8 protein-coding genes are annotated in these 11,607 nt (G+C 70.9%); 2 read left to right on the forward strand and 6 right to left on the reverse strand.

Annotated elements, in window-relative coordinates:
- Positions 1 to 176: 176 nt before the first annotated feature.
- Together ACOYR3_RS01350 and ACOYR3_RS01355 are read right to left on the reverse strand one after the other, a co-directional pair.
- On the reverse strand, positions 177 to 1,706 hold the full coding sequence (locus ACOYR3_RS01350) for an acetyl-CoA hydrolase/transferase family protein (protein ID WP_422844742.1): 1,530 nt from the start codon (positions 1,704 to 1,706) through the stop codon (positions 177 to 179).
- A gap of 144 nt (positions 1,707 to 1,850) precedes the next feature.
- Complete coding sequence (locus tag ACOYR3_RS01355; RefSeq protein WP_422844743.1) at positions 1,851 to 3,161, reverse strand: solute carrier family 23 protein; 1,311 nt, start codon at positions 3,159 to 3,161, stop codon at positions 1,851 to 1,853.
- Between the two features lie 163 nt (positions 3,162 to 3,324).
- On the opposite strand from ACOYR3_RS01355, the gene ACOYR3_RS01360 reads away from it, so the two are divergent.
- Both ACOYR3_RS01360 and ACOYR3_RS01365 read left to right on the forward strand, forming a co-directional pair.
- On the forward strand, positions 3,325 to 4,074 hold the full coding sequence (locus ACOYR3_RS01360) for a zf-TFIIB domain-containing protein (protein WP_422844744.1): 750 nt from the start codon (positions 3,325 to 3,327) through the stop codon (positions 4,072 to 4,074).
- A 169-nt stretch (positions 4,075 to 4,243) separates the two neighbouring features.
- A complete protein-coding gene (locus ACOYR3_RS01365; RefSeq protein WP_422844745.1) occupies positions 4,244 to 5,137 on the forward strand; it encodes a class I SAM-dependent methyltransferase in 894 nt (297 codons plus the stop codon).
- A gap of 232 nt (positions 5,138 to 5,369) precedes the next feature.
- Here ACOYR3_RS01365 and ubiM read toward each other — a convergent pair whose 3' ends face one another.
- The 4 genes from ubiM to treS all read right to left on the reverse strand — a co-directional run bounded on the left by ubiM (position 5,370) and on the right by treS (position 11,600).
- A complete protein-coding gene (gene ubiM / locus ACOYR3_RS01370) occupies positions 5,370 to 6,650 on the reverse strand; it encodes a 5-demethoxyubiquinol-8 5-hydroxylase UbiM (protein WP_422844746.1) in 1,281 nt (426 codons plus the stop codon).
- Positions 6,651 to 6,874: 224 nt separating this feature from the next.
- Positions 6,875 to 7,318, reverse strand: coding sequence for a hypothetical protein (locus ACOYR3_RS01375; protein WP_422844747.1), 444 nt, complete (start codon positions 7,316 to 7,318; stop codon positions 6,875 to 6,877).
- A gap of 118 nt (positions 7,319 to 7,436) precedes the next feature.
- On the reverse strand, positions 7,437 to 8,168 hold the full coding sequence (locus ACOYR3_RS01380) for a mechanosensitive ion channel family protein (protein WP_422844748.1): 732 nt from the start codon (positions 8,166 to 8,168) through the stop codon (positions 7,437 to 7,439).
- Between the two features lie 36 nt (positions 8,169 to 8,204).
- Positions 8,205 to 11,600 carry a maltose alpha-D-glucosyltransferase gene (treS, locus tag ACOYR3_RS01385; protein WP_422844749.1) on the reverse strand — a complete coding sequence of 1,132 codons (3,396 nt, stop codon included), beginning with the start codon at positions 11,598 to 11,600 and terminating at the stop codon, positions 8,205 to 8,207.
- Between the last annotated feature and the right edge of the window lie 7 nt (positions 11,601 to 11,607).

Consider the following 11,607-nt stretch of genomic DNA (forward strand, 5'->3'; position numbering starts at 1 on the left):
AGCCCCGTCGGGGCTGGTTGGGATGAGTCGAAAAAAAAGGAACCCGGCCGCCTGGACCTAGGGTTAACCCTTATTTTAGCCAGGGCTTGTGAACAGTGCAGAGCCCCTTGGACGCCTGGGGGCTCTGGCGTTTTGCGGCTGCCGTGCGGGGCCGGTGGGACGGGTGGGCGCCGCTGTCAGGCCGGCTGGTTCTGGCGCATGCTCCCCGTCTCCACGTAGCGCTGGTGCCACGACAGGGCCTCGCTCAGCACGTGGGGCGTGTGCTGGCCCACGGCGGTCTTGCGGGCGCGGGCCAGGTAGTCGCGCAGCGCCGGGCGGAAGTCCGGGTGCGCGCAGCGCTCGATGATGATCCCGGCGCGCTGCGTGGGGGAATGGCCGCGCAGGTCGGCCAGGCCTTGCTCGGTGACGAGGATCTGCACGTCGTGCTCGGTGTGGTCCACGTGCGAGGCCATGGGCACGATGCACGAGATGGCGCCGTTCTTGGCCAGCGACGGCGTCATGAAAATCGACAGGTAGGCGTTGCGCGCGAAGTCGCCCGAGCCGCCGATGCCGTTCATGATGGCCGAGCCCATCACGTGGGTGCTGTTCACGTTGCCGTAGATGTCGGCCTCGATCATGCCGTTCATCGCGATCAGGCCCATGCGGCGGATCAGCTCGGGGTGGTTGCTGATCTCCTGCGGGCGCAGCACGATGCGGCTCTTGTAGTAGTCGATGCGGTCGTTGAAGTCCTGCATGGCCGCGGGGCTCAGCGACAGGGCCGTGGCCGAGGCGCTGGCCAGCGTGCCCGAGCGCAGCATGTCCAGCATGCCGTCCTGCAGCACCTCGGTGTAGGCGGTCAGGTTCTCGAACGGCCCGTTGTTCAGGCCCGCCAGCACCGCGTTGGCAATGTTGCCCACGCCCGACTGCAGTGGCAGCAGGTCCTTGGGCAGGCGGCCCTTTTTCACCTCGTGCTGCAGGAAGTCGATGATGTGGGCCGCGATGCGGTTGGAGGTTTCGTCTGGCGCGGCGTAGACGGAGTTGCGGTCGGGCTTGTCCGTCATCACCACCGCGATCACCTTGGACGGGTCGCAGCGCAGATAGGGCTCGCCGATACGCTGGTTGGGCTCCGTCATCGGGATGGGCTTGCGGTGCGGCGGCACGTCGGTGCCGTAGTAGATGTCGTGCATGCCCTCCAGCTGGGGGTTGTGCCAGGCATTCACCTCCAGGATGACCTTGTCGGCCTGGTCCAGCCAGGTCTTGTTGTTGCCCACGGAGGACGAGGGAATCAGCCGCCCGTCGGGCAGCACGCCGGCCACCTCGATCACTGCCACGTCCAGCTTGCCCAGGAAGCCGAACCACACGAACTGCGCCACATGCGACAGGTGGATGTCCACGTACTGCATCTGGCCGGCATTGATCTGGCGGCGCACCGTGGGATCGGACTGGTAGGGCAGGCGCATCTCCACGCCGTCCACCTGGGCCAGCGCGCCGTCGAGTTCGGGCGCGGTGGAGGCGCCGGTCCACAGGCCGATCTTGAACCCCTTGCCCTGCGCGTTCAGGCTTTCGATGCGCCGCGCCAGTGCGCCGGGCACCGCCTTCGGGTAGCCAGCGCCCGTGAACCCGCTCATGCCCACGTGGGCGCCGGCGGGAATCAGGGCAGCTGCCTCGTCGGCAGACATGATGCGGGAGAGAAAGTCGGGGTACAGCACCCGATCGGCCAGGGACATGTGAAAAACTCCGCTCTAGTGGCAGGCCGCGCACCCCGCGGCCCTTGGCAAAACCCGCGATCGTAGCGACCGTTTCTTACAAATACCGGGGTTAACCCTTACACCGGCCCCGGCCGGCCCCGGGCCGGTAGCCGCCCCAGGCGGTCAGTGCCCGCCGGGCGCCGTGGTGCGGGTGTCGCGGTTCAGCAGGGCGTAGAGCAGGATGGCGCCGAACGTGGCCGTGCCGATGCCCCCCAGCGCAAACTGGCCGAACTTGAGCGTGAAGTCGCCCGTGCCCAGGATCAGCGTGACGGCGGCGACGATCAGGTTCTTGTTCTGCGAAAAGTCCACCTGGTTGTCCACCCAGATCTTGGCGCCGGCCACCGCGATCAGGCCGAACACCACGATGGACACGCCGCCCATCACCGGCAGCGGAATGGTCTGGATCAGCGCGCCGAACTTGGGCGAAAAGCCCAGCACCAGCGCAAACACCCCCGCCAGCAGGAAGACCGCGGTGGAGTAGATCTTGGTAGCGGCCATCACGCCGATGTTCTCGGCATAGGTGGTCACCCCCGTGCCGCCCGCGCTGCCGCTGACCATGGTGGCCAAGCCGTCGCCCATGAACGCGCGGCCCATGTAGCGGTCCAGGTCGCGGCCGGTCATGGCCGTCACGGCCTTGATGTGGCCCAGGTTCTCGGCCACGAGGATGATGGCCACGGGCGCGATCAGCAGCAGGGCATTGCCGTCGAACACCGGCGCGGCAAAGTTGGGCACGCCTACCCAGGCGGCGTTGGCCAGCACCGAGAGGTCGATGGGTTTGCCCAGGCCGAGGCCGTTGGTGAACACCGCGTAGAGGAGGCTTGCGACGATCAGGCCCACCAGGATCAGCAGGCGCTGCACCATGCCGCGCGTGAGCACGGCCACCAGGCCCACGCTCACGAAGGTGACCAGCTGCATCCAGCTGTCGAAGTTGCTGGCCGCCATGTTCTTGACGGGGATGCCCGCCAGGTTCAGGCCGATGACGGCGACCACCGACCCGGTGACCACGGGCGGCATGAAGCGCTCGATCCAGCCCGTGCCGACGGCCTGCACCAGCACGCCGATCAGCGTGTAGACCAGGCCGCAGGCGATGATTCCGCCCAGCGCCACCGCGATGTTGGCATTGGCGCCCTTGCCCGCATAGCCCGTGGCCGCGATCACCACGCCGATGAACGCAAAGCTCGAGCCCAGGTAGCTGGGCACCTTGCCGCCCGTGACCAGGAAGAAGATCAGCGTGCCGATGCCGCTCATCAGGATGGCAACGTTCGGGTCGAAGCCCATCAGGATGGGCGCCAGCACCGTGGCGCCAAACATCGCAATCACGTGCTGCACCCCCATCACCGCCGTCTGCGGCCACGGCAGCCGCTCGTCTGGCGCAATCACGCCCCCCTGGTGCAGCACTTCGGCGCTCTTCACGCGCCAGTTCATGAATCCCATGTTGTCGGTTCCTTGTGGTTGAGGCGTGGATGCTACCGCTCCCCACATGCCGTCCGCGGGCCGCCCGCGGGCGCCTACAGGCCCTCGCATGCCCCATCGGCCTGCCGCGCGCGGGGGTACGATGCAGGCCCGCCCGCCCCCAGCCACCGACGCTGCCGCCGCCATGCCCCCTTCGCCGTCCTGCCCCTCCTGCCGCCAGCCCATGCAGGTCCACCGGTTTGCCAGCAACACGGGCCCCGAGCTGGAGCTGGACATCTGCTTTGCCTGCCAGGGGCTGTGGTTCGACCGGCACGAGAACCTCAAGCTCTCGCCGCCCGCGGTGGTGGAGCTGTTCCGGCTGCTGCACGAGCACCGCGCAGACCAGCACCGGCCCTTGCCCGAGCGCATGGCCTGCCCCCGTTGCGATACCTCGCTGGCCCGGGGCTTTGACGTGGTGCGCAGCGGCCGCTACATGGTCTACCGCTGCGCGCGCCAGCACGGGCGCTTCAGCACCTTCTCGTCGTTCATGGTGGAGAAGGGCTTCGTGCGGCACATGACCCGCCCCGAGATCGACGACCTGGCCCGGCGCGTGGGCGCCATCTACTGCACCAGCTGCGGCGCCCCCGTGGACATCCGCAAGGACCACGCCTGCCCCTACTGCCGCGCCGCGTTCTCGCTGATCGATCCCGACGCGGTCGTGCGCGCCATGGAAGGCTACGCGCAGGCCGGCGCCCGGGCCCGCGCGGCCGGCGCCGCCGCATCGCCCGTGGACATCGGCGATGCGCTCGTGGCCCTGGAGCGCGACCGCGCCCGCGCCGAGCGCGAGCGGCAGCAGCGCGCCTTCAGCAGCGCCAGCAGCGCCGACGACGTGTCGTTCACCGGCGACCTGCTGGCCGCCGGGGTGGCGCTGGTGTGGGCGCTGGTCAAGGACTGATCCGCCCGGGCCGCGCCCCGCCTTCGCGCCGCAATTCCATGCCGGTTGACGGGCATGGGTTGCATTGCCCCGCGGTCGGCCCACAATGGCGCGAAACCGGCGCGGGCCCTGCACCGCACGCCGCAACAGCAACCACCGTGGCGCCATCGGCCACAGGAGGAGGAGACCCGTGCCGCCCCCCCGCAGCCGACGCCGTGTCCGCCCACCCGGTGCCCCGTGCCCTGCCGACGATCTGCTGGCGCGTGCCCAGCTGCCGCCCGTGCCCGGCACGCTGCTCATTCCGCTGGCCGCGCGGGCGCTGGGCGGGCGCTATTTCCCGTGGCTCGAATGCGGCGACGCCGTGGCCGCCCGGCTGTTTGCGCAGCTGGGCGCCGACGCCACGGCCACGCTGGACGACCTGCCCACCGTGCTCAACGTGCTGTGGCGCACCCAGGCCCTCAAGGCCGCGGGCCGCGCGTTCTTTGCCGAGCACCCGCAAGCCCTGGGCGTGAACCTGGGGTGCGGCCTGACGCACCACTTCCAGTGGCTGGACACCGGCGCCAACCGGTGGCTGGACGCCGACCTGCCGGCGGTGATGGCGCTGCGCGCCGCGCTGCTGCCCGTGGCCTGCCCGCGCCAGCGCCAGGCCGTGGCGGACCTCACGCGGCCCGGCTGGTGGCGCCGGCTGCGGCTGCCGCGCCGGCAGGACGGGGCCGCCGCGCGGCCCGTGCTGGTGCTGTGCGAGGGCGTGCTCATGTACCTGCAGCCGGCCCAGGTGCAGGCGGTGCTGGCGGAGTTTGCCGAGCACGCGCCGCCGGGCTCGCGCATGCTGCTGGACGCCATCACGCGCCAGGCCGTGGGCCGCGCCGGCGCGCATGCCAGCCTGGCGTCCACCGGGGCCGAGTTCCACTGGGGCGTGGGCCGCATGGCCGAGCTGGCCGGCGCGCACCCGCGCCTTTCGCTGCTGCGCGAGCAGAGCGTGTCGGAGTGCTATGGATGGGCCGGGCTGGCGCTGGACGCATTCACGCGCCCCTGGCTGGGCGCGCCGCTGTACGGCCTGGCCACCCTGGGGGTGGAGGACTGACCCGCACCGGCGCCGCCTGCCGTGAGAGATTGGGGCAAAAAATGGCCTGCTTAGTTACTTGTCTCAGATACCCCTCCATCCGTTCGGGCTGAGCCCGTCGAAGCCAGGGCTTGCAGAGCGCGTGCAAGGCTTCGACAGGCTCAGCCCGAACGGGTGGGGAAGAGAAAGCGTCTGAGGTAGGTCGCTAATCAGGAAAAAAGGCCTGCACGCCAATGCAGGAAAGCGCAGGCAGCTATGATTTTTGAAGTGCTGCCGGCGGCCGCGATGCCAGCACCTGCAGCCACCCGGGTGCCTTGCCCGTCAGCTGGCCCACGATGGCCGCCTGCAGCGGCGGCAGGCGCCGGGCGCCCTGCAGCACCAGTTGCCGCAGCATCCGGGGCACGGGGCGCGCGTCGGTGTACAGGCGCACGATGGCGTTGGTGCCCTGGTAGATGGGCCAGGCGTGGCGGTGGTGGCCCTGCGCGTAGCGGTCCAGCGCGCCGGGGTTGCCGATGTCCTGCCCGTGCTGGCGCGCATCCGCCAGGGTGGCGGTGAGCCGCTCCACCCCGGCCAGGCCCAGGTTGTAGCCGTGCGCGGTGACGGGGTGCATGCCCACGGCCGCGTCGCCCAGCAGCGCGCAGCGCTGGCCGGCAAAGCGCTGGGCGTACACGGCCACCAGCGGGTAGGCGTAGCGCTCGCCCACCAGGGCCATGGGGCCCAGGCGGCCGTCGAACTGCGCTTGCACCTGGGCGGCGAAATCCTCGGGGGCCAGGGCCATCATCGCCGCGGCGTCGGCCGAGCCGGCCGTGACCACCACGGAGCACAGGGGATGTCCCTCGGGCGCGTCCGGCAGGGGCAGCACGGCCAGCGTGCGCTCGTAGCCAAAGCACTCGTGCGCCACGCCGCCGTGCGGCGCGCCGTGGCGCATGCGGCAGACGATGACGGTGCGGCCGAAGTCGGTCATCTGCGCCCCGATGCCCAGCTGGCGCCGCGTGGCGGAAAAGCGGCTGTCCGCCGCCACCAGCAGCGGCGCGCGCAGGCGTTGCGCGGGCGTGCCGGGGGCGGCGCCGGCCGGCACGCAGTCCAGCTCGGCATGCGTGGAGAGGGCCGCCACGCGCGTGACCTGCGTCCCGGCAAGGATGCGCACGCCGGCGGTGCGGGACGCCACGTCGTAGGCGCTGCGCCGCAGGGCGTGGTTGGGCACGATGAAGCCCAGCACGCCGGGCCCTGCGGCCGGGGCGTCCAGCTGCAGCGCGCTGTGGCCGCCCAGCGGGCCGTCGTGGACCTGGGCCTGGGTGATCTCGCCCACCTCGCCGGGGGCCAGCGCGGCCCAGCTGCCCAGGCGCTGCAGCGTGGCGCGGCTGGGGTGCGTGAGCGCGATCTCGCGGCCGTCGGGGGCGGGGTCGGCCAGCGCGGCCTGCGGCTGCTGCTCGACCACGGTGGCGGTGAACCCGGCCTGCGCCAGGGAGGTGGCCAGCGACAGGCCCGCCGGGCCTGCACCGACGATGAGGACGTCGCTGTCGGGAGTCGTCATGGAAAAGGCGGCGGCCCCCGGCGAAAGGGGGGCGCTGTGGTGTGCGGAGCGCCATTGTGGGCACAGCCGCCGCCCCGGACTTTGCCCTGCGTCAATGCGGCGCGGCAGCGCAGCGCGCAGGTCGCTATGTTTTTGATAGCTGCTTGCGCTTGCTGCGCGGGCGCCAGAGGCCAAAATGCCTTGGATCGTGGCGGCCACCCCGCCGGAGGGGCGGGACGCGGCCGTCAGCTGCGGGCCGGCTTGCGGGCGCCCTTGGCCGCGGGCTTCTTGCGGCCGCTGCTGCTGCCCGCCTTCTTGCCGCGCAGGTGCAGGCCCCAGGTCACCAGCAGCCACAGGTAGGCCACGCCCACGGCGTAGGTGGCGACGGCCGGCAGCGACAGCGCGGGGGCGGTGAGGGAGCGGCGGTTGCGCAGGGTGTCCAGCAGGGCCAGCGTGCCGGTCCCCAGCGCCGGCTGGGACGGGGCGCCGCCGCCCTGGCGGGCCACGCGCGCCGCCATGAAGGTGAAGAACTCCATGAGCAGCGCGCCGATCAGGCAGCAGGCCAGCAGGGCCAGCAGATGCCCGGCGGCGCGGCGGTCGCCCCGCACCAGGAAGGCCAGGGCCGAGATCAGCACCAGGGCGGGCAGGGCCCAGACCAGGGCGGGCCAGGCGGACGAAAGCAGTTGCATGGACGAACGGAAGGGTGTGCGCAAGGAGGGCTCACGCCACGCCCCGCGGGCGGGCGGTGCGGCATGGCAGGCTGCGCATCATAGACCGCGCGGACCTTGCAGGAACGTCAACAAGTTCCTACGGCAGCGGTCCCGCCCGGTCGTCCGGCGGACGGCGCGGGGCATCGCCGGGCGGTCCCGGCCGGGGGCGGCGCGGCCACCAGCTTTCGATGCGGTCCGCCGCCCAGTCCTTGCCGCCCAGGCCGAACGCCAGCGCCACGGCAAACACCACGCCCCCGAGGATGATCAGGAAGGTCTGCCGCACGATGCTGCCGCCCACCTGCAGCTGGTCCAGCGCGATGAGCACCACGAACACCACGATCCCGCCCTGCGCCACGCTGCCCAGCAGGGCGGCGTCGGGCAGCTTCAGGCGCCGGCAATAGGCCGCCACGGTGTTGCCCATGAACCGGGCGAAATACGCGCCGAAGGCCAGCACCAGCAGCGCCACGAACACATTGGGCAGGAACCACACGATGCGGCTGAGCAAGGCCGTCACGTAGCTCAGCCCCAGGCCGTTGAACGCCACCAGCAGCGCGGCCAGCAGCACCAGCCAGTAGACCAGCAGCCCGAAGAGCGAGGTGGTGTCGCCCTCCATGCCGCCCTGGCGCAGGAAGGCGTCCAGCCCGGCGCGCTCGGTCAGCACCTTGAAGTTGATGGCGCGCAGGCCGCGCGTCACGGCAAAGCGGGCCGCCTTGGCCAGCAGCCAGCCGCCCAGCACCACCAGCAAGGCGATCAGCACGCGCGGGAAGAATGCCCCCACCTGGTAGAGCATGGCCCGCGCCGGCTCCAGGTGAATACCAAAGTTGTCCATGGGTGTGTCTCGGGTTGGAAGGGGAAGAAGGCCGCCTCACGGCCCGGGCGCCGCGCCGATGAGGGCCAGGATGCCCTGCAGCGGTACCTGGACCCAGTCCATGCGGTTGTTCAGCTCGTAGCGCAGCTCGTACAGCGCCTTTTCCAGCTCAAAAAGGCGCAGCAGGCCGCCCGGCTCCTCCAGGCGCTGCGCGGCGGCACCGTCCGGCGCGCTGGCGGTGTAGGCCACCAGGAAGGCGGCGCGCACCGCCTGCTCCCACTGCTGCACGGCGGTGTCCAGGCGCAGCAGCTCCTCGGTGCTCTGGGACGCGTGCTTGAGGGCCGCCCAGCGCGCATAGTTGAACGAGCGCAGCATGCCGGCCACATCGCGCAGGGCCGGGCCCTTGGCGCGGCGCTCCTCGAAGGTGCGCCCGGGCTCGCCCTCGAAATCAATGACCACGAAGTCGTTGCCCGCCACCAGGACCTGGCCCAGGTGGTAGTCGCCGTGGTAGCGCGTCTTGACGCCGGCGGCCGGCTCCGTGGCCGCGGCCTGCAGCTGCTCCAGCAGGGCGCCGCGGCGCGCCAGCAGGGCCTGGGCGTCGGCCTGCGCGGCCGGCGGCAGCTCGTCCAGGCGGCGCTCCAGCAGCGCCAGCGTGCTGCCGGCCTCGGTGGTCGCGCGCAGGCGGTAGCCCTGCAGGTCCTGCGCGGTCAGGGGCTCGGGGTCGAACGAGGGGTAGCCGGTGCGCAGCGCGAGCGCGCGGTGCAGCTCGGCGGTGCGCTGGCCCAGCGTGGCGGCCAGGGCCAGGTAGCCGCCGTGCACCTCGGCCGGCACGGCCTCGGGCGCCAGGCGAATGTCCTGCAGGAAGCGGGTGAGGTAGCCCTGCGTGTAGTCCCAGCCGTCGCCCTGGTTGGCCACGTACGACTGCACGAGCGCCAGCGTCATCTGCGTGCCGTCGTGCGCCGTGTACTCCAGCGCGCCGGCCACCGGCACGCAGTGGGGGTAGCGGGCCACCTCGGTCAGGAAGCGGCCCACCTCCAGCTCGGGATTCACCCCGGGGCGCAGCCGCCGGTAGCCCTTGAGGAACAGCGTCTCGTCCAGCGTGACCACCGTGTTGCTGCTCTGGCCGCCGGGGCGGCTGACGGGCAGCGCGTCCACGTCCGCAGCCAGCCCGGCAAAGGCCGACGTGGCCCGAAAGCGCAGCCGGCCGCGCTCGGTGGCGATTTCCCGGCCCGCGCCGATGGCGCGCACCACCGCGCGGCAGAACGCCTCGTCGTGGAAGGCGTCGCCCATCACGCCCACGTTGGCCTGCTGGCGGATGCGGGCCAGGCCACTCGGGGCCAGGCGCTTCATGCGCTCCTCGTCGGTTTCTTCCCAGGCCAGCGCCAGGGGGACGAAGTAGGTGGCGCTGTCCTGCCCGCTGTCCACGGCCAGCAGCGGCAGCATCCACTCGTGCCCGTCCTCGGCCCACACGGCATGGTCCTCGATGCGGGCGCGCTGCACGCTCTGCCCCTTGCCCGCGTACCAGCGCTGCAGCTCCAGGTAGCGGGGCAGGGTGTCGGTCTCGAACTGCGTGCGCATGCGCTCGGACATGCCGATGCGCCAGGGCATCACGCGGTCGCGGAAGAAGCTGGTCCAGCCGTCGAACAGCACCAGCACGGGCCGCTCCTGCAGGTCCAGGCCATCCTGGTGCCAGGGCGGTATCTGGGCCTCGGCGGACAGGCGGAACCAGTAGAAGCCGTAGGAGGGCAGCGTGAGCAGGTAGGGCAGGTCGCCGATGGGCGGGAAGGTCACGCGCCCCAGCATCTCCACCGGTGCGCGGCCCTTGTAGGCCGACAGGTCCAGCTCCACCGGCTGCGCCGCGCGCGAGAGGTTGAACACCGTGAGGACCACGTCGTCCTCGTACTCGCTCAGGTACGCCAGGATCTTGCGGTTGCCGGGCTTGAGGAAGGTGCGGCGGCCGCGGCCGAAGGCATGGCTGGTCTTGCGCACGGACAGCATGCGGCGCGTCCAGTTGAGCAGCGAGCTCTGGTCGCGCGCCTGCGCCTCCACGTTCAGCGCCTCGTAGCCGTACATCGCGTCCATGATGGGCTGCAGGTACAGCCGCTGCGGGTCCGCGCGCGAGAAGCCGGCGTTGCGGTCGGGGCTCCACTGCATGGGGGTGCGCACGCCGTTGCGGTCGCCCACGAACACGTTGTCGCCCATGCCGATCTCGTCGCCGTAGTAGATGATGGGCGAGCCGGGCATGGACAGCAGCATGCCGTTCATGAGCTTCACGCGGTCCAGGTCGTTCTCCATCAGCGGCGCCAGCCGCCGGCGGATGCCCAGGTTGATGCGCGCGCGCAGGTCGGCGGCATACATGGTGTACATGTAGTCGCGCTCCTTGCTGGTCACCATCTCCAGCGTCAGCTCGTCGTGGTTGCGCAGGAAGATGGCCCACTGGCAGCCCTCGGGGATCTCGGGCGTCTGCTGCAGGATCTCGACGATGGGGTGGCGGTCCTCCTGCGCGATGGCCATGTACATGCGCGGCATCAGCGGGAAGTGGTAGGCCATGTGGCACTCGTCGCCGTCGCCGAAATACTCGCGCACGTCCTCGGGCCACATGTTGGCCTCGGCCAGCAGGAAGCGGTTCTGGTACTGCGCATCGATGGCGGCGCGCAGCTTCTTGATGACGGCGTGCGTCTCGGGCAGGTTCTCGTTGCTGGTGCCGTCGCGCTCCACCAGGTAGGGAATCGCGTCGAGCCGGAAGCCGTCCACGCCCAGGTCCAGCCAGAAACGCATGGTCTTGAACACGGCCTCCAGCACGGCCGGGTTGTCGAAGTTCAGGTCCGGCTGGTGGCTGAAGAAGCGGTGCCAGTAGTAGGCCTTGGCCACCGGGTCCCAGGCCCAGTTGGAGGTCTCGGTGTCGGTGAAGATGATGCGCGTGCCCTGGTAGATCTGGTCCGTGTCGCTCCACACGTAGAAGTCGCGCTCGGGCGAGCCCGGCGGCGCGCGGCGGGCGCGCTGGAACCAGGGGTGGTCCGACGAGGTGTGGTTGATGACCAGCTCGGTGATCACGCGCAGGCCGCGCGCATGGGCGGCGTCCAGCATCTCCTTGAAGTCCGCGAGCGTGCCGTACTGCGGGTGCACATCCTCGTACTCGGAGATGTCATAGCCGTCGTCGCGCAGCGGCGAGGGGTAGAAGGGCATCAGCCAGATGGTGTTGACGCCCAGGTCCTTCACGTAGTCGAGCTTGGCCGTCACGCCCTTGAAGTCGCCCACGCCGTCGTTGTTGGTGTCGAAGAACGCCTTGACGTTGAGCTGGTAGATCACCGCGTCGCGGTACCACAGCGGGTCGTCGGTGGTGTCGATCTCGGGCGTCTCCGGCACCAGGCCGGGGCCGGGCTCGGGCAGCGCCGCCGCCACCGGGTCGGGCGCGGGCAGCGGGTGCGTGGTGGGGGCGGAAAGAGCATCCATGGTGGTG

Origin of the sequence: Acidovorax sp. M2(2025) (assembly GCF_049330835.1) — a bacterium.
In the GTDB taxonomy this organism is placed as follows: Bacteria; Pseudomonadota; Gammaproteobacteria; order Burkholderiales; family Burkholderiaceae_C; genus Acidovorax.